At 33.9% G+C, this 18,136-nt stretch carries 17 protein-coding genes; 14 read left to right on the forward strand and 3 right to left on the reverse strand.

Annotation, left to right across the window (positions count from 1 at the left end; translation table 11 throughout):
* Positions 1-166: 166 nt before the first annotated feature.
* From nadC to priA, 3 genes are read left to right on the forward strand one after another with little or no spacing between them, the layout of a single operon-like run.
* Entirely contained in the window at positions 167-1,024 is an 858-nt protein-coding gene (gene nadC, locus RMO83_RS01100) for a carboxylating nicotinate-nucleotide diphosphorylase (RefSeq protein ID WP_310557826.1), read from the forward strand.
* A gap of 12 nt (positions 1,025-1,036) precedes the next feature.
* A complete protein-coding gene (locus RMO83_RS01105) occupies positions 1,037-1,969 on the forward strand; it encodes a YihY/virulence factor BrkB family protein (protein WP_310557827.1) in 933 nt (310 codons plus the stop codon).
* A 12-nt stretch (positions 1,970-1,981) separates the two neighbouring features.
* Positions 1,982-4,432 carry a primosomal protein N' gene (gene priA, locus RMO83_RS01110; protein WP_310557828.1) on the forward strand — a complete coding sequence of 817 codons (2,451 nt, stop codon included), beginning with the start codon at positions 1,982-1,984 and terminating at the stop codon, positions 4,430-4,432.
* Here priA and RMO83_RS01115 read toward each other — a convergent pair.
* Positions 4,429-5,124 (reverse strand): LytTR family DNA-binding domain-containing protein, encoded by a 696-nt coding sequence (locus RMO83_RS01115; protein WP_310557829.1) that lies wholly within the window; start codon positions 5,122-5,124, stop codon positions 4,429-4,431. The genes priA and RMO83_RS01115 overlap by 4 nt on opposite strands.
* 167 nt (positions 5,125-5,291) lie before the next feature.
* Here RMO83_RS01115 and rpsF point away from each other — a divergent pair, with 167 nt between their 5' ends.
* The 6 genes from rpsF to ligA all read left to right on the forward strand — a co-directional run bounded on the left by rpsF (position 5,292) and on the right by ligA (position 12,386).
* The gene (rpsF, locus tag RMO83_RS01120; RefSeq protein ID WP_116761249.1) at positions 5,292-5,633 is read left to right on the forward strand and encodes a 30S ribosomal protein S6; all 342 of its coding nucleotides are present in this window, start codon (positions 5,292-5,294) and stop codon (positions 5,631-5,633) included.
* A 5-nt stretch (positions 5,634-5,638) separates the two neighbouring features.
* Entirely contained in the window at positions 5,639-5,935 is a 297-nt protein-coding gene (rpsR, locus tag RMO83_RS01125; protein ID WP_007138295.1) for a 30S ribosomal protein S18, read from the forward strand.
* A gap of 65 nt (positions 5,936-6,000) precedes the next feature.
* Complete coding sequence (rplI, locus tag RMO83_RS01130) at positions 6,001-6,441, forward strand: 50S ribosomal protein L9 (RefSeq protein ID WP_310557830.1); 441 nt, start codon at positions 6,001-6,003, stop codon at positions 6,439-6,441.
* A gap of 94 nt (positions 6,442-6,535) precedes the next feature.
* Complete coding sequence (locus RMO83_RS01135) at positions 6,536-9,691, forward strand: carboxypeptidase regulatory-like domain-containing protein (RefSeq protein WP_310557831.1); 3,156 nt, start codon at positions 6,536-6,538, stop codon at positions 9,689-9,691.
* 139 nt (positions 9,692-9,830) lie between these two features.
* Positions 9,831-10,304: a DUF6495 family protein gene (locus RMO83_RS01140; RefSeq protein WP_310557832.1), complete on the forward strand. Its 474-nt coding sequence runs from the start codon at positions 9,831-9,833 to the stop codon at positions 10,302-10,304.
* Positions 10,305-10,379: 75 nt separating this feature from the next.
* The gene (gene ligA / locus RMO83_RS01145; RefSeq protein WP_310557833.1) at positions 10,380-12,386 is read left to right on the forward strand and encodes an NAD-dependent DNA ligase LigA; all 2,007 of its coding nucleotides are present in this window, start codon (positions 10,380-10,382) and stop codon (positions 12,384-12,386) included.
* 12 nt (positions 12,387-12,398) lie between these two features.
* Here ligA and RMO83_RS01150 read toward each other — a convergent pair whose 3' ends face one another.
* Together RMO83_RS01150 and RMO83_RS01155 are read right to left on the reverse strand one after the other, a co-directional pair.
* Entirely contained in the window at positions 12,399-13,310 is a 912-nt protein-coding gene (locus RMO83_RS01150) for a metallophosphatase (protein ID WP_310557834.1), read from the reverse strand.
* 38 nt (positions 13,311-13,348) lie between these two features.
* A complete protein-coding gene (locus tag RMO83_RS01155; protein ID WP_310557835.1) occupies positions 13,349-14,128 on the reverse strand; it encodes a 5'-nucleotidase in 780 nt (259 codons plus the stop codon).
* A 26-nt stretch (positions 14,129-14,154) separates the two neighbouring features.
* Here RMO83_RS01155 and RMO83_RS01160 point away from each other — a divergent pair, with 26 nt between their 5' ends.
* From RMO83_RS01160 to coaBC, 5 genes are all read left to right on the forward strand, one after another.
* Positions 14,155-14,694, forward strand: a complete 540-nt coding sequence (locus RMO83_RS01160; RefSeq protein ID WP_310557836.1) for a DUF6913 domain-containing protein — start codon at positions 14,155-14,157, stop codon at positions 14,692-14,694.
* Between the two features lie 8 nt (positions 14,695-14,702).
* The gene (dapA, locus tag RMO83_RS01165) at positions 14,703-15,590 is read left to right on the forward strand and encodes a 4-hydroxy-tetrahydrodipicolinate synthase (protein WP_310557837.1); all 888 of its coding nucleotides are present in this window, start codon (positions 14,703-14,705) and stop codon (positions 15,588-15,590) included.
* Positions 15,591-15,736: 146 nt separating this feature from the next.
* Positions 15,737-16,585 (forward strand): outer membrane protein assembly factor BamD, encoded by an 849-nt coding sequence (locus tag RMO83_RS01170; RefSeq protein WP_310557838.1) that lies wholly within the window; start codon positions 15,737-15,739, stop codon positions 16,583-16,585.
* Between the two features lie 10 nt (positions 16,586-16,595).
* Positions 16,596-16,913 (forward strand): DNA-directed RNA polymerase subunit omega, encoded by a 318-nt coding sequence (locus RMO83_RS01175; RefSeq protein WP_143391729.1) that lies wholly within the window; start codon positions 16,596-16,598, stop codon positions 16,911-16,913.
* Between the two features lie 10 nt (positions 16,914-16,923).
* Positions 16,924-18,135 carry a bifunctional phosphopantothenoylcysteine decarboxylase/phosphopantothenate--cysteine ligase CoaBC gene (gene coaBC, locus RMO83_RS01180; RefSeq protein WP_310557839.1) on the forward strand — a complete coding sequence of 404 codons (1,212 nt, stop codon included), beginning with the start codon at positions 16,924-16,926 and terminating at the stop codon, positions 18,133-18,135.
* The last annotated feature ends 1 nt before the right edge of the window (position 18,136 follow it).

Consider the following 18,136-nt stretch of genomic DNA (forward strand, 5'->3'; position numbering starts at 1 on the left):
TTATCATTATTAGAAAAGTATGTTAAGAAAAAAATCTCAACTATGTTGAGATTTTTTTAGTTTTATTTTTTTACTATTTCATAATTTTGTTAGAGCTACAATCTCCGTCAAATTTTCAATTGACCAAATAAAATCATACTTTAGCATTCTGAAAATTGATACCAAAATGATTAGCGAAAAGCAATTTAATAACGAATTACAACTCATTATTCATAATGCCATTCGTGAGGATGTAGGCGAGGGCGATCACAGTTCTTTGGCGTGCATTCCAGCTTCAGCAGCAGGCAAGGCAAAACTAATAGTCAAGGAAAACGGAATTATTGCAGGCGTGGCTTTCGCCAAAATGATTTTCGAATATGTTGACAATACTCTAAAAGTAGAAACATTTATAACAGATGGAACTCCTGTAAAATATGGCGATGTAGTTTTTCACGTTTCAGGAAGTTCTCAATCCATTCTCAAAGCCGAAAGATTGGTTCTCAATTCGATGCAAAGAATGAGTGCCATTGCCACAAAAACCAAAAGCTATGTCGATTTGCTTCAAGGAACAAATACAAAAATTCTGGATACACGCAAAACTACGCCTGGCTTTAGAGCTTGCGAAAAATGGGCAGTAACCATTGGCGGAGGCGAAAACCATCGTTTTGCGCTTTATGATATGATCATGTTAAAGGATAATCATATCGATTTTGCTGGCGGAATTACGTTGGCAATAGCCAAAACCAAAGCGTATCTCAAAGAAAATAATCTTGATTTAAAAATCATTGTAGAAGCCAGAAACCTCGAGGAAATCAAAGAAATTCTAAAAAATGAGAGCATTTATAGAATCCTTATAGACAATCTTGATTTTGAAGATACCAGAAAGGCAGTAGCCTTAATAGGCGATAAATGCCAAACAGAATCTTCCGGAAATATCAACGAAAACACCATTCGTAGTTATGCCGAATGTGGTGTTGATTATATTTCGTCCGGAGCATTGACACATTCTATTTATAATATGGATTTGAGTTTGAAGGCTTTTTAGAACCCTGAAGAAATGAGTAAAGAAATAGAAGAAAGGATAGAAAAAATCCCTGTACTGCGCACTTTAGTTCGTCCTCTAAAAAGGATTAAATTGCCTTGGTTGGCAGGTTTGTCTTTTTATGATTTAATGGAATTGTATATTCTAGGAATAATTGAAGGCGGTTTGACTTACCACGCTAGTGCTATTGCATTCAGTTTTTTTATGGCTTTGTTTCCTTTTGCGCTATTTATTTTAAATTTAATTCCGTACATCCCCATTGAAGGTTTTCAGACAGATTTTCTTGAATTTGTAAAAGATGGAGTGCCACCAAATACCTATGATGCGATTTATAAAATCATCAATGATATTCTCAATAACAGCCATTCCGGATTACTTTCTACAGGTTTCATCCTGTCCATTTTCTTGATGGCAAATGGACTAAATGGTATCTTGGGTGGTTTTGAATCATCAAAGCACGTACTTATCAAAAGAGGATTTTTGCACCAATATTTAGTAGCACTTGGAATGTCCTTGGTATTGTCTATTTTGTTGTTGGCTACCATTGCCATAATTATTGTTTTTGAAGTTATTATCCAAAAAACAATGATTCAAGACGTATTAAACGATCAAATTCCATTAATTATATTGGGACGTTATGCCTTCGTTATTCTAATGATTTTAATCACAACTTCCATACTTTTAAAATTTGGCACCTTGCACGATAAAAAAAGAGTGTTTATTTCAATTGGCTCTGTCTTTACAACCGTATTAATAATTTTAGATTCTTATTTATTTGGGATTTGGGTACTTCGATTTTCAAAATACAACGAATTATATGGTTCCATAGGAACATTATTGATTATGATGTTTTATATTTGGATTAACTGCGTTATTTTGCTGCTCGGATTCGAATTGAATGCGTCAATAAGCAAATTAAGGCTTGCATATTTAAAGGCCAACGAATAATTCTTACCTAAAATGCATTTCGTCGAAGTAATTTTACCGCTTTCCCTTGCCAAAACGTTTACTTACAGCGTTTCGGAAACCGAGTACCATTTTATCAAAAAAGGAATGCGTGTGGCTGTACCTTTCGGTAAAAGTAAAATCTACACGGCATTGGTTATCGAAATTCACCAAAACAAACCTGCTTTGTATGAAGCCAAGGGAATTCACCAAATCCTTGACGAAAAACCAATAGTCACTGAAATTCAAATTGCGCATTGGCAGTGGATTGCTTCCTATTATATGTGTGCTATTGGCGATGTGTATCGTGGCGCAATGCCATCGGCACTTTTGCTGGAAAGCGAAACAATAATTTCGCAAAAAAACGATGGTTTTGTAGATGAAAGCCTGCTTACAGATGATGAATTTTTGGTTTATCAAGCCTTGCAACAACAAAGTTCCTTGAAAGTTCAGGATATAATGAGTATTTTGAATAAGAAGAATATTTTCCCAGTTATCCAAAAATTGATGGATAAAAACATTTTGGTACTTCAGGAAGAAATGTTAGAAACTTATGCACCAAAACTCATTCGATATGTAAAATTGCATCCTAAATACCAGACGAATGAAGGCTTGAGCGAATTGTTAGAAGTGCTTAAAAACGCCAATAAACAAAAAGAAATTGTCCTGACTTTTTTTCAATTGAGTGCTTCGGAGAAAAAGCCCGTTACAGTTAAAAAATTGATTGAAGCAGCAAAATCCACTTCGACAATTGTTAAAGCATTAATAGACAAAGAAATTTTTTCAGCATATTATATTCAAGTTGATCGTGTTAATTTTTCAGGAAAAACCAAGGAAGAACAGCTGCAATTAAGCGAAGCACAGCAAATTGCTTTTGAAGAAATCAAGGATAGTTTTATCCAAAAAGAAGTGTGTCTTTTGCACGGTGTGACTTCTAGCGGAAAAACCGAAATCTACATCAAACTTATTGAGCAATATATAAAGGAAGAAAAACAAATTCTATATTTATTACCCGAAATTGCGCTCACAACCCAATTGGTAGGAAGATTGCGGGATTTTTTTGGTAATAAAGTCGCCGTTTTTCATTCGAAATATAGCAATAACGAAAGGGTAGAAGTATGGCAGCAAGTTTTGGAGCAATCTCCAAAAGCCCAAATTGTCATCGGCGCAAGGTCGGCACTTTTCTTACCATTTTCTAATTTGGGATTGGTCATCATCGATGAAGAACACGAGCAAACCTTTAAGCAAATAGATCCTTCACCGCGCTATCACGCCAGAGATGCTTCGATTGTTTTGGCTAATAGTTTCAAGGCTAAAGTGGTTTTGGGTTCGGCTACGCCAAGCATTGAAACGTATTATAATGCGCAATCTGGAAAATATGGATTGGTTGAAATTTTCGAAAGATATGGTAATGTCAAAATGCCCGAAATAAATTTGGTCGACCTAAAAGACAAGTACTTTCGCAAACAAATGTCAGGACATTTCAGCGATACTTTACTAGCAGAAATGACAAGCGCTTTAGCTTTGGGCGAACAAGTTATTTTGTTTCAAAATCGTAGGGGTTATTCGCCAATAATTGAATGTTTGACGTGTGGTCACGTACCTCAATGTCCGCAATGCGATGTGAGTTTAACCTATCATAAACACAAGAACCAGTTGCGTTGTCATTATTGTGGTTATTCGATGGCAAAACCAACCAATTGTCATGCTTGTACTAGTGTTCATTTGACTACAAAAGGTTTTGGAACGGAACAAATTCAGCAGGAATTAGTTGAATTGTTTCCAAATGCGAAAGTGGGAAGAATGGATCAAGATACTACTCGAGGTAAATTTGGTTTCGAAAAAATTATTGATAGTTTCAAAAATCGTGAAGTCGAAATTTTGGTGGGAACCCAAATGCTGGCAAAAGGATTGGATTTTGACAATGTAAGTTTGGTGGGAATTATGAACGCCGATAATATGCTCTATCATCCCGATTTTAGGGCTTTTGAAAGAAGTTACCAAATGATGACACAAGTTTCAGGTCGTTCTGGACGTTCCGAAAAAAGAGGTAAGGTAATTATCCAAACCTACAATCCAGAGCACAATACCATTCAGCAAGTGGTTCATAATAACTATATAGGAATGTATAAGGAACAATTGTACGAAAGACAAATCTATAAATATCCTCCTTATTTTAAATTGATAAAGTTGACTTTGAAGCATAGGGATTTTGACAAACTCAAAGAAGGTTCAATGTGGTTGTATCAAGTAATGCAACAAAACTTCACCATTCCTGTTCTTGGTCCAGAGGAACCACCCATTTCTAGAATTCGAAATGAATACATTAGAACTATCATGGTAAAAATTCCGACCAACCAGTCCTTGCAAGGCACAAAAAAAACTATTCAGAAAATACTAAATAGTTTTGATGTTGTTCCACAATACAGAGCAATAAAAGTAGCTGTAAATGTTGATTTTTATTAGTTTACCGCTAGAGCTCTCACTAAATCTTCTTTTTTATATCTGCTTAAAGGAATTTTAGTAACTCCAATTTCGGCATATCTACTGTTGAATCGCTCTACCTTATCAATATTAATAATATAAGATTTGTGCACTCTAACAAATTTTTCTTTTGATAGATCTTTTTCAAATGATTTCATAGTCGAAAGAACTAAATTGCTATCATCATCGGTAACTACTTTCACATAATCACCAAAAGCTTCAATCCATTTTATTTTGGCAGTAAAAATTTTTAGTTTTTTTAAATTGCTTTTAATGAAAATATGATCACCATCTTCCTCATGAATTTCTGATTTTAGCAAATGCAAATCCAACGCTCTTTTAACAGAAGCATTAAAACGATCTACTGCAATAGGTTTTTGTAGATAATCCGTTGCATCATAATCAAACGCTTTCATAGCATACTCTGCCTTAGAAGTGATAAAAATAATTTGGGGCTTCGTTTTTAAACCATCCAAAAAATCAAAACCACTAATCACAGGCATCTCAATATCCAAAAAGATTAAGTCCACATTGTGTATAGTCATACATCCTTTTGCTTCAATTGCGTTAGAAAAATCTCCAATTAAATGTAGATTTGGGTTATTATTTACTAACTTTGTGATAATCATTCTCTGAATGGAACTATCATCTACTACGACACAGTTTAGTTTCATAATTGTAATTATTTAACATTTGGCATAGTAAAAGTAATACATCAAAATCTAAAAACCTAATTTTATCGGCTTTTTTTACCTTATGACGATTAAAGTATAATTTCATTTGTATATTAGAAATAAAAGATTACTTTTGCAGCCAATTTAACAAATACAAACTATAATTTATGAATCATTATGAAACTGTTTTCATTTTAAATCCCGTTTTATCTGAAGTTCAGGTAAAGGAAACAGTAAGTAAATTTGAAGATTTTCTTACAAGCAGAGGAGCTGAAATGGTATCGAAAGAGGATTGGGGTCTGAAAAAAATGGCCTATGAAATCCAAAACAAAAAAAGTGGCTTCTACCACTTATTCGAATTCAAAGTAGCAGGAGAAGTCCTAATTGCTTTTGAAACTGAATTTAGACGTGACGAAAGAGTAATGCGTTTCTTGACTGTAAGCCTTGATAAACATGCTATTTCTTGGGCTGAAAGAAGAAGAGCGAAACTTAAATCTACAAAAGCTTAATCATTATGGCAACATTACAACAATCTGCTTCAGGAAAAAAAGACGGAGATATCAGATATCTTACTCCTTTGAACATAGAAACAAACAAAACTAAAAAGTATTGTCGTTTCAAAAAATCAGGTATCAAATATATTGATTATAAAGATGCTGATTTCTTATTGAAATTTGTAAATGAGCAAGGAAAAATTCTTCCTCGTCGTTTAACAGGTACTTCATTGAAATACCAAAGAAAAGTGTCTGTAGCTGTAAAAAGAGCACGTCACTTAGCATTAATGCCGTACGTGGCCGATTTGCTAAAATAATAAATAACAAATCAGTTGTTGCCTCGCCAAAAGCGGGCTAACTTCTAATAACAAAGGACAACAACATGGAAATTATATTAAAAAAAGACGTTCAAAATTTAGGTTTTAAAGACGATGTGGTAAATGTTAAAAATGGTTACGGTCGTAACTTTTTGATTCCACAAGGTCACGGACAATTGGCAACTCCTTCTGCTAAGAAAGTATTAGCTGAAAATTTAAAACAAAGAGCGCACAAAGAACAGAAAGTAGTTAACGATGCAAAAGCATTGGCTGAAACCTTGAAAGCACTTGAAATCAAAATATACGCAAAAGCGGGTGGTGAAAAACTTTTTGGTTCAATAACGAACATCGACATTGCTGAAGCTTTAGAGAAATCAGGTCAAACAATCGAAAGAAAATTTATCACAAGCGGTATCGTAAAAAGAACGGGTAAATATGCTGCAAGCATCAGATTACACAGAGATGTATTAGTTGAATTGCCTTATGAAATTATTGCAGAAAAGTAACATTTTGTTAACTCTTTGTTGATAAAATATAAAAACCACTCGGAAGAGTGGTTTTTTTTTGGGCTAATTTTGCTCTAAACTAAAATCAAAAAATATGAAAAAAATTTTCACTCTATTGTTTTTTGCAATTGGCCTTCAAGCTACAATTGCACAAACGACAACTTCAAACATTAAAGGTACTGTAAAAAGTAGCAATAATGAATTTCTGCCAGGAGCCACAATTCTTGCAGTGCATACTCCTACAGGAACTAAATATTCGACAGTTTCGAATTCTGACGGACGTTTTAGTATGTTGAATATGCGAATTGGAGGGCCCTATAAGGTGACCGCAACTTTTGTGGGATATCAAATTCAAGAAATTGCTGATGTTTTTCTTGAATTGGGAAAAACTTCCGCACTTGAATTTGTTTTGGTTAGCGAAAGTCAAAGCCTAAACGAAGTAAAAGTAACTTCAAAAAGCAAAGTCTTCGGAAGTGGGCGAACTGGTGCCGAAACTACCATTGGTAGAAAAGAATTATCTTCACTACCCACAATTTCAAGATCCGCTGAAGATTTTACCAGATTAGAACCATCTGCTAGCGGAGGTTCATTTGGGGGTAGAAATGATCAATACAATAACTATTCGTTGAACGGGGCAATTTTTAACAACCCGTTCGGATTGGATGCTGCAACTCCAGGTGGGCAAACAGGAGCACAGCCAATTTCATTAGATGCGATTGAACAAATTCAAGTTGCAGTTGCTCCGTATGACGTTACTTTGTCAGGCTTTACTGGAGCTTCTGTAAATGCAGTTACAAAATCAGGTACAAATGAATTTCACGGTACTGCTTATGGCTTCTTTAGAAATGATGCTATGACTGGTAGTAAAGTAAAGGGTCAAGAAATTGTTGTTCCAAATTTAGAGCAGACTCAAGCTGGTTTTAGTATTGGTGGTCCAATTGTAAAAGATAAATTATTCTTTTTTGCCAATTATGAAATAGATCAACGTAGCGATTCAGGTTCAAACGTTGTTGCTAATGATGGAAATGGTACAACAGGTGTAAATGAATCTAGAGTCTTAGCCACAGATTTAATGCACGTTTCTACTGAATTGGGTAAACTTGGCTATAATACTGGAGCTTACCAAGGTTTTACTCATAATTCTAATTCTAATAAAGGTATTGTAAAGTTTGATTGGAATATTAACGATAATCACAAGTTAGCGTTCATTTATAACTTTTTAGACGCATCTAAAGACAAACCTGCTCACCCAACGGCTATTCGTCGTAGAGGACCAGATAACAACACAATGCAGTTTGAAAACTCTGGATATGAAATCAACAATCAAATTAGTTCATTTTTAGTAGAATTGAATTCAAAAATTACGGAAACAGTTTCTAATAAATTACAAGCAGGTTATACTCATTTTAATGATTTTAGAAACCCGTTTTCTACTCCAGCTCCTGTTATTAGCATAACAAAAGATGGTTCTCCATATATTATTGCTGGACATGAACCATTTTCAATAAATAACAGGTTAGATCAAAAAGTAATTCAAATTAGCGATAATTTAAATATTGTTAGAGGAAATCACACATTTACAGCTGGATTTTCTTTTGAAAAATTCATTTTCAAAAATTCATTTAATTTAAAAGGGTATGGTTTTGATGTTTTTGGAAGTGTTGATATGGCAGGTTTTGATGCGAACATCGCTAGCGGCTATTATGCAACAGCTTTTGCTAACGCTCAAGCAACTTTTGATGCTAAAAATAAATTAGAAGCAGGAACTAACGGAGGTTGGAATTTGTCTGAAACAACTGTAGGACAATTGGCTTTTTATGCTCAAGATGAATGGAATTTAAATGACAATTTTAAATTGACCTACGGATTAAGAGCGGATAAGCCATTATATTTTAACACATCTGAGAACATTCAAAAATTTATTGATACCGATAATTCAGAAGGTTATTTACCAGGAATTAAGTATTATGATCCAAAAGATGGAAAAGAGGTAACTTTAAATTCAACGGTATTGCCTGGAAATGCATTATTGTGGTCTCCAAGAGTTGGTTTCAATTGGGATGCTAATGGTGACAAAACGACTCAATTACGTGGTGGAACTGGTATTTTTACCGGAAGACTTCCATTTGTATGGATTGGAAATCAAGTAAGTGGAATTGATCCATTTTTCTACCAAGTTGTCGATACTGATTTTAAATTTCCTCAAGTTTGGAGAACAAGTTTAGGTCTGGATCATAAATTTAAAGGAGACTATATATTGACTGTCGATATGTCCTATAATAAAGATTTGAACGCTGTACATGTTCAGGATTGGGGATTGAAAACACCAACTAGCAAATTAGTAGGTGCAGATAATAGACCAATTTATGCTGCAAGTGATAAAGGTGTTTGGACTGATTTTGGTTTTCCAGCTGATTCACATGCATATGTATTGACTAATTCTAATAAAGGAAGCGCATTTAACACTTCTGTAAAACTTCAAAAAACCTTTGATAATGGATTGTTTGCAAGTGTTGCTTATAACTATTTGAAATCTATGGATGTAAATTCAATAGAAGCAGAAATTACAGGTGATGCATTCAACTTTAATCCTGCTTTAGGAAATGTAAATAATGATGTGCTTTCTAATTCTAAATATGGAGATACACACCGTTTTATTGGTGTAGGTTCTAAAAAATGGAAATACGGAACTGATAATAAGTGGGCAACTACTGTATCAACTTTCTTTGAATATGCTCAAGGAGGACGTTTTAACTACACATATGGCGGTGATATTAACAATGATGGAGCAGGCGGAAATGATTTAATTTATATACCAACAACTGCCGAGATTGCTACAATGACTTTTTCAGGTGCTGGTCAAGGAGCAGCATTGGATAAATATATTAATCAGGATGATTATTTAAGTGGAAGAAGAGGTCAATATGCGGAACGTTATGGTGCTTTGGCACCTTGGAGAGGAAAATGGGATTTTAAATTTTTGCAAGATTATAATTTCAAAGTTGGTGCTTCTAAAAAAGTGAATACTATTCAATTTAGTCTTGATGTTTTAAATCTTGGTAATTTATTGAATTCTGATTGGGGTTTGATTCAACAACCTAACAGTGTTCAACCAATTGGTGTAACTGTGGATCAAACTACGAAAATTCCAACCTATACCTTTAACGGTAGTCAGACCAAAACATTTAGCTATGACGCTAGTTTAGCTTCAAGATGGCAAGCACAATTTGGTATTAGATATATTTTCTAATTATCAGAAAAGTTATAAATTAGCCTTCTCATTCGAGAGGGCTTTTTTTTTGATTGATGTCATTGCGAGGAACGAAGCAATCTCATCTTTTTTAACTTTTAATAATTTGGAACGAGATTGCTTCGTTCCTCGCAATGACATGAAATACTCAAGATTAACAAAAGAACAATTCGAAGAATTACACCAAGAATTTATTAATTTTCTAGCAACTCAAGCTATTGATAAAGCAGAATGGGATAAAATAAAAATTGAAAAACCAGAAGTTGCTGAGCAAGAACTCGATGTTTTCTCAGATTTAGTTTGGGAAGGTGTTTTAAGCAGAGCCGAATATTTAGAACATTTCTCTAAAAATCATATTTTCCTTTTTCAATGTTTCGATAAGGATATAAAATCTATTGTTTTGAAATCATTGGTTCCTGAAACCGATTTTTTGACCAAAGAAGGTTTGCAATGGTTGAGCGATAATATGTTTACAGATACCATCGAAATCAAAACGGGTAAAAAAGTTTTTACCGAAGAGCGCAACAGTTCTATTTTTCAATTGATCCAACAAGGAGCGTTTTTGAGCGACGGACAATTATTCAAACAAATAATTTCGATTATTGAATCGTAATTTTATCGTTATTTCTATTAAATTGGTTATTTTAGTCTTTTATTTCAAAAGCTAAAATAGCCAATTTTATTTTCTATGGACATTCAAAATTCGATTCAAGTTTTACGAGAGGAATTAAACCAGCACAACTACAATTATTATGTGCTAGATACGCCAACCATTTCTGATTTTGAATTCGACCAAAAACTCAAGCAACTTCAAGAGTTAGAAAATAAAAATCCTGAATATTTCGATGATAATTCGCCAACGCAGCGCGTAGGCGGTTCCATCACAAAAAATTTTCAAACCGTAAAACACGACCACAGAATGTATTCCTTGGATAATTCGTATTCCAAAGAAGAACTATTGGAATGGGAAAAACGTATTCAGAAAGTTTTGGGGGATGTTCAACTCGAATACACTTGCGAACTCAAATACGACGGTGCATCTATAAGCATTACTTACGAAAACGGAAAATTAAAACGAGCCGTTACGCGCGGAGACGGTGTTCAAGGTGATGATGTCACCAATAATATAAAAACTATAAAAGCAATTCCTTTGCAATTAAAAGGAGATTTTCCAGACACTTTTGATGTTCGTGGTGAAATTATTTTGCCGTTTGCCGGTTTTGAAAAAATGAATCAGGAATTAATTGAAATTGGTGAAACACCTTATTCAAATCCAAGAAATACAGCTTCGGGAAGTTTGAAATTGCAAGATAGTGCCGAAGTTGCAAAACGTCCATTAGATTGTTTGCTGTATTTTATTATTGGAAATAAATTGCCTTTTAGATCTCAATTTGAAGGATTAGAAACTGCCAGAAATTGGGGTTTCAAAGTGCCAAAAGAATCCAAATTGGCTCAAAGTATGGAAGAAGTTTTCCAATTTATTGAATATTGGGATGTTCACCGACACCAACTTCCTTATGAAACCGATGGTGTTGTAGTAAAAGTAAATAGTTTTCAGCACCAAGAAGAATTGGGTTTTACTGCCAAATCGCCTCGTTGGGCAATTGCTTATAAATTCAAATCAGAGCAAGTTGCCACAAAATTAAATTCGATTTCGTATCAAGTGGGACGAACCGGAGCGATCACTCCAGTGGCGAATTTAGAGCCAGTGCAATTGGCGGGAACAATCGTGAAACGCGCTTCGTTACACAATGCCGACCAGATTGAAAAATTGGATATTCGCATTGGAGATACTGTTTTTGTAGAAAAAGGAGGAGAAATTATACCAAAAATTATTGCAGTAGATTTGAGTAAAAGACCTGACAATTCAGAACATACGCAATACATTACTCATTGTCCGGAATGCCACACAGAACTAATTCGTGGAGAAAGCGAAGCCAATCATTATTGCCCAAATTTTTATGGTTGTCCCCCGCAAATTATAGGGAGAATCCAGCATTTTATTTCCAGAAAAGCAATGGATATCGAAGGTCTTGGTGGAGAAACGGTGGCGTTGCTTTACAATAATAATTTAGTTCACAATTATGCTGATTTATATGAGTTAACTGTGGACCAAATATTACCTTTGGAACGAATGGCTCAAAAATCGGCTGAAAACTTGGTGAATGGAGTTGAAAACTCAAAGAATATTCCTTTTGAACGCGTTTTATATGCGCTTGGTATTCGATTTGTTGGCGAAACAGTTGCTAAAAAATTAGCTAAACATTACGGAAATATAGATGCTTTAAGTCAAGCCAGTTTGATGGATTTGGTTTTGGTAGACGAAATTGGAGATAGAATTGCACAAAGTGTGATTGAATTCTTTGAAAATCGAGAAAACCGAATTATTGTTGACCGATTGAAAAGTTATGGACTTCAATTTGAAGCTATCGAAATCATAAATCCAAATGCAACGAATAAACTGGATAGCAAAACCTTTGTAGTCTCAGGTGTTTTCGAGCAATTTTCTCGAGATGATTTGAAAAAAGCCATCGAAGACAACGGCGGTAAAGTAGGAAGTTCCATTTCAGCAAAAACGGATTATGTAGTGGCTGGAGCTAATATGGGACCAGCAAAATTAGAGAAAGCAGCCAAATTAAACATTGCTATAATTTCGGAAAATGATTTTATGAAAATGATAAATGAAGGTGAATAGACTTCGAAAAAATTATATAACAATTGATTTCCCCTCAGCAGTTTTCGATTTATCATTATCAAAATAAAAATCAATTCGACCTAAATTGATGCCATAACAGCCTACTTGATTGACCAAAACTTCTTTGCCATCAGCGTTTTTTACAATCGTAGGTTTGTCTAGAAAAGTGTGAGTATGACCTCCAATAATTAAATCGATGTCTTTAGTTTGTGCGGCTAATTTCAAATCGGATATTTTATTTGAATCTTCTTTTCCATATTTATAACCTAGATGCGACAAGCAAATAACTAGATCACATTTATTTTCTTTCTTTAGAATTCGCACCATATCTTGGGCAGTTTCTAAAGGATCATTATAAACTGTTTCTTTGTACATTCTTTTGTCAACCAGTCCTTGAAGTTCAATTCCTAGTCCAAAAACACCAATTTTGATTCCGTTTTTGTTAAAAATTTTAAAAGGTTTTACAAAACCATTCATCGAAGTATTCTTAAAATCATAGTTTGCCGAAACAAATTCGAAAGTAGCGTGAGGCATTTGGGCGGCTAAACCATCAACACCATTATCAAAATCGTGATTACCTATCGCTGACAAATCATATTTCATCATACTCATCAATTTGAATTCCAATTCACCACCATAATAATTAAAATAGGGTGTTCCTTGAAAAATATCTCCAGCATCCAGCAACAAAACATTTGGGCATTCCTGACGAATCGTTTCTATTAATGATGCTCTTCTGGCCACACCACCCATATTTGGATTTCGAGGATCATCTATCGGGAAAGGGTCAATATGACTGTGAACATCATTAGTATGAAGTATCGTGATTTGTTTTATATTGGATTTAAAACTGCTCAACGACAACCCTAAGCTCAATAATGCTGTGCTTGCAGCCGTTTTCTCGATAAAATCTCTTCTTTTCATTTTATATTTTTTTAATCTAAAATCTACAATCTAAAATATCACTCAATACTAATTCTAATGTCTTTTATCACGGGAATCGTATCTACTTCTTTGAAATAGTCAATCAGGACATTTCGTTGCTTATAATCTAAATCGTATTTTTGAATTCCTTTTTTAAAGAAGCTCATATTGTCGCCACCATTAGATAAATAATCATTGGTAGCCACATAATAGATAGTCTCTTTTTCGACTGCTTTTCCTCGTACTACGATATTTTTGGCAGTTTTATCTTTGCCAATAGTGAACGTAATTCCGGATAAAGGATGAGGCTTTTCAGCTGCTATAAAATAATTGACTAGTTCAAAAATTTGTTCCCCTTTTAATGCCATAACTACCAGGCCATTTTCAAAAGGCATAATGTCAAACGCTGTTCTTGTGGTCACATTCCCTTTGGGAAGCACTGCGCGAATCCCGCCATTATTGAGAATACACAAATCGATGTCCTTTTTTTCGCGTGCTTTAAATATCATATTTCCTCTTTGTAACGTGACGTCGGCCATAAGATTTCCAATGGTAGATTGCCATTTCCCATCGCTTTTGTCCAAAGTTACTGGGCAATATGCCAAAATACTGTCTAAGTCTTTGTTGATGCGTTCTCGATAGGGTTTTACATAGTTTTCAATTTGTTGATTTTGAGTTTCTTTGTCTGTGATTGTGATTCGTTTGCCTTCAATTTTTGAAACATAAAACCTTTGTTTCGCACAGGAAGCAACAAGGAAAAGTGTTAAGAATATAACAAAAAGTTTTAAAACACCATTATACTTTTTTAGATTTACCATCTGAAGTGAGACTTAATTATTTAATTTTGTCATTAAGTAAAAGTAATATGTTTTTAAATCATATAAAGAATTATTTTTTATTAAAATTTTTAAAAAATAATATACATAACACTATAATTAGCAAAGAGATAAGTGCTATTCAGACTGTTGGTTTGCTTATCGATGAAAGTTATTTTTCAGATAAAGAAGCCTTGATAGAAGGAATAATTGCGAATGGAATTTCTGAGAGCAACATAAAAATAATTGTTTACAGAGATAAATTGAAAAAAAATGAAGTGTATTCACATCCAACTTTTGGGATAAAACATTTGAATTGGAATGCGCAAATAACTGATCCAGTCGCAAGAGAGTTTATTAAAGATAAATTCGATTTATTAATAAGTTATTACGATATTGAAAAGGCATTCTTAAAAAAAGTCACGAGTCATTCAAGAGCACAATTCAAAGTTGGTTTTTCGTCTGTAGATAAAAAATTAAATCATTTGATGATTAGCACTAATGTCGAAAATCATACCGTTTTTATTCACGAATTATTTCGGTATTTAAAAATATTAAATAAAATATAAAGCAAATTATGCAATCATTAATTGGAACTGGCGTAGCCCTTGCGACTCCGTTTAAAACAGATTTATCAATAGATACAGAAGCATTAATACGAATAGTAAATCTTTCTGTTGATGGTGGTGTAGAATATCTTGTAATCCTCGGTACGACCGCTGAAAATGTGACGATGAACAAAGAAGAACGAGAATTTGTCATTAAAACTATAATCGAAGCCAACAAAGGAAGATTGCCAATGGTTCTCGGACTTGGCGGAAACAATACAGCCGAAGTTGTTGATGAACTTAAAACAACAGATTTATCGCAATTTGATGCTATTCTTTCCATTTCACCTTATTACAACAAACCTACCCAAGAAGGAATTTACCAACATTTCAAAGCCGTAGCTGAGGCTTCTCCGATTCCAGTAATTTTATATAATGTTCCTAGCAGAACAGGAAGTAATGTTTTGCCTTCAACAGCAATAAGATTGGCCAATGATTTCAAAAATATAGTAGCAATTAAAGAAGCCGCTGGAGATATGATTCAAGCAATGCGATTGATAAAAGATAAACCAAAAGACTTTTTGGTAATTTCTGGCGACGATATGATCGCTTTACCAATGGTTTTAGCAGGCGGTTCCGGTGTTATTTCAGTAATTGCTCAAGGTTTTCCCAAAGAATTTTCCGAAATGATTCGATTGGGCTTGAACAGAAAAGTGGATGATGCATTTAAATTGCAATACCTATTGTCTGATTGTATCGATATGATTTTCGAGCAAGGAAATCCTGCGGGAATCAAACAAGTCTTTCAATCACTTGGTTTGGCAGAAAATACCGTTCGGTTGCCATTAGTAAAAGTCGATGAATCTCTTGAAAAGAGAATCGATCAATTTGTAAAAAAAATCAATAAATTGACCTAGACCTCCTCTTTTTTAGTAAAAAAATATATTTTGTATTGGCTAAATTAATGCCTAAATTTGCGCTCGAAACTTTCTATTTTTTTGGATGCTCTAGTTTTCTTATTTATTGAAAATTAGATTAAAAAAATCAATTTGAAGATTGTTTCATGTGTTTGCCTAAATATTTCGGGTTACGAAATCAAAAAAATATTATAATTGTGAGTAAAAAAATTGTATCGTTGTTACTTCTTTTGATTGTTTTCGCTTCTTGTAGTGAATTTCAAAAAGCCTTAAAATCGGAGGATGTTGCTGTAAAGTTTGAAATGGCTACTAAAATGTATGATGCAGGAAAATATAATGATGCCATTCGTCTTATAGAACAAATTGCTCCAGCTTACAGAGGAAAACCTCAGGCAGAGAAATTATTTTACATGTTTTCGATGTCCTATTACAAAACGAAACAATATTATTTAGCAGCTTATCAATTTGAAAGTTTTACAGCGGGTTATCCAAAAAGTGAAAAAATTGAAGAAGCAGCCTATTTAGGAGCAAAATGTTTTTCAAAACTTTCTCCGGTTTATAGTTTAGATCAAGCCGATACATTTAAGGCGATTGAAAAATTGCAAGGATTTATAGATGCCTATCCCAACTCGACGTACCTACCAGAGGCCAATAAATCTTTGAGAGAATTAAATGATAAAATTGAGAAAAAAGTCTTTGAAAATGCCAAGCAGTACAATACCATTATGGAGTATAAAGCAGCAATGGTGGCACTCGATAATTTTGTTTCAGATTATCCTGGAACACCTTACAAAGAAGACGCTCTTTTTTATAAATACGATTCCGCTTACCAACTAGCAGTAAACAGTGTGCCAAATAAAATGGAAGAACGTCTAAATATAGCTAAGACCGCTTATACTAGTTTAATTAAATTTAAACCAGACACAAAATATAAAAAATCAGCCGACGAAATGTTTGCTCGAATTGAAACCGATTTAAAAAATTTCACTAAATAATAATAAAGTAATGGATTTAAGAAAGACAAATGCTCCAGTAAATACAATAACATACAATAAAAATGTTATCGAAGAGCCGACAGGAAATGTGTATGAAGCTATAACCATTATGGCCAAAAGAGCAAACCAAATCAATTCTGAAATAAAAAAAGAATTGACTGAAAAATTGGAAGAGTTCGCTACTTACAATGATAGTCTTGAAGAAGTTTTTGAAAACAAAGAACAAATAGAGGTTTCTAAGTTTTACGAAAAATTGCCTAAACCACACGCTTTAGCAGTTCAAGAATGGTTAGAAGGTAAAATATACCACAGAGAAGGAACCAAATAAATCGCTATAAATGTCAGTTTTAAGCGGAAAAAAAATTTTACTGGGAATTTCCGGTGGAATTGCAGCTTATAAAACAGCTTCATTAGTTCGACTTTTTATAAAAGCAGGTGCGCATGTCCAAGTGATAATGACACCTGCTTCTAAGGATTTTATAACGCCACTTACGTTATCCACCTTATCTAAAAATCCTGTTTATTCTAGTTTTTACAATCAAGACGAAGAAAACGAAAAATGGAATAATCACGTCGAATTGGGTCTGTGGGCAGATTTGATGGTTATTGCTCCAGCTACTGCCAACACTTTGTCTAAAATGGCAAATGGTGCATGCGATAATCTTTTAATCGCTACGTATTTATCAGCAAAATGTCCAGTATATTTCGCACCAGCAATGGACTTGGATATGTACATTCACCCTTCTACAGTAGAGAGTTTTCACAAATTAAAATTATTTGGAAACACTGTTATTCCTGCTGAAACAGGAGAATTAGCAAGTGGTTTGTCAGGCGAAGGAAGAATGGCTGAACCTGAACATATTGTGACATTTTTAGAAGCCGATTTAGAAAGAAAAGCACCTCTCAAAGGAAAAAAAATATTAATTACTGCTGGACCCACATACGAAGCGATAGATCCTGTACGTTTTATAGGAAATCATTCGTCGGGTAAAATGGGTTTTGATATTGCGCAAAGTGCAGCAAATCTGGGAGCTTCGGTAGTTTTAGTTACTGGACCTACTCATTTAAAAATTAATAACCCTTTGATTAAAGTCATTCCTGTGGTATCTGCTCAACAAATGTACGAAGCATGCCATCAGTATTTTGATGATGTTGATGTGGCGATTGCAGCAGCAGCAGTTGCAGATTATAAACCAAAGAATATTGCGCTTCAAAAGATAAAAAAGAATGCAAATGAGTTTTCAATTGAACTCGAAAAAACGAAAGATATTTTGGCTTCACTGGGCGAAATCAAGAAAAATCAGTTTTTAATTGGATTTGCTTTAGAAACTGAAAATGAAATTGAAAATGCCAAGTCGAAAATTCAGAAAAAAAACCTAGATTTGATAGTTCTTAATTCTTTACAAGATGAAGGAGCAGGTTTTGGGAAATCAACCAATAAAATCACTTTTATCGATAAAAATTTCTTGGTAGAACCAATGGAATTAAAATCAAAAGAAGCTGTTGCCAATGATATTTTAAATAAAGTTGTTGCACATTTTACGAAATGAG

Origin of the sequence: Flavobacterium sp. (genome assembly GCF_031423415.1) — a bacterium.
Taxonomy (GTDB): domain Bacteria; phylum Bacteroidota; class Bacteroidia; order Flavobacteriales; family Flavobacteriaceae; genus Flavobacterium.

Coding starts and splice junctions, on each gene's coding strand:
- ligA (WP_310557833.1), top strand. CDS start 10,380: ATGGACATTCAAAATTCGATTCAAGTTTTACGAGAGGAATTAAACCAG.
- coaBC (WP_310557839.1), top strand. CDS start 16,924: ATGTCAGTTTTAAGCGGAAAAAAAATTTTACTGGGAATTTCCGGTGGA.
- rplI (WP_310557830.1), top strand. CDS start 6,001: ATGGAAATTATATTAAAAAAAGACGTTCAAAATTTAGGTTTTAAAGAC.
- rpsR (WP_007138295.1), top strand. CDS start 5,639: ATGGCAACATTACAACAATCTGCTTCAGGAAAAAAAGACGGAGATATC.
- rpsF (WP_116761249.1), top strand. CDS start 5,292: ATGAATCATTATGAAACTGTTTTCATTTTAAATCCCGTTTTATCTGAA.
- RMO83_RS01135 (WP_310557831.1), top strand. CDS start 6,536: ATGAAAAAAATTTTCACTCTATTGTTTTTTGCAATTGGCCTTCAAGCT.
- RMO83_RS01175 (WP_143391729.1), top strand. CDS start 16,596: ATGGATTTAAGAAAGACAAATGCTCCAGTAAATACAATAACATACAAT.
- RMO83_RS01155 (WP_310557835.1), bottom strand. CDS start 14,128: ATGGTAAATCTAAAAAAGTATAATGGTGTTTTAAAACTTTTTGTTATA.
- RMO83_RS01170 (WP_310557838.1), top strand. CDS start 15,737: ATGTGTTTGCCTAAATATTTCGGGTTACGAAATCAAAAAAATATTATA.
- dapA (WP_310557837.1), top strand. CDS start 14,703: ATGCAATCATTAATTGGAACTGGCGTAGCCCTTGCGACTCCGTTTAAA.
- RMO83_RS01140 (WP_310557832.1), top strand. CDS start 9,831: ATGAAATACTCAAGATTAACAAAAGAACAATTCGAAGAATTACACCAA.
- RMO83_RS01115 (WP_310557829.1), bottom strand. CDS start 5,124: ATGAAACTAAACTGTGTCGTAGTAGATGATAGTTCCATTCAGAGAATG.
- nadC (WP_310557826.1), top strand. CDS start 167: ATGATTAGCGAAAAGCAATTTAATAACGAATTACAACTCATTATTCAT.
- RMO83_RS01150 (WP_310557834.1), bottom strand. CDS start 13,310: ATGAAAAGAAGAGATTTTATCGAGAAAACGGCTGCAAGCACAGCATTA.
- priA (WP_310557828.1), top strand. CDS start 1,982: ATGCATTTCGTCGAAGTAATTTTACCGCTTTCCCTTGCCAAAACGTTT.
- RMO83_RS01105 (WP_310557827.1), top strand. CDS start 1,037: ATGAGTAAAGAAATAGAAGAAAGGATAGAAAAAATCCCTGTACTGCGC.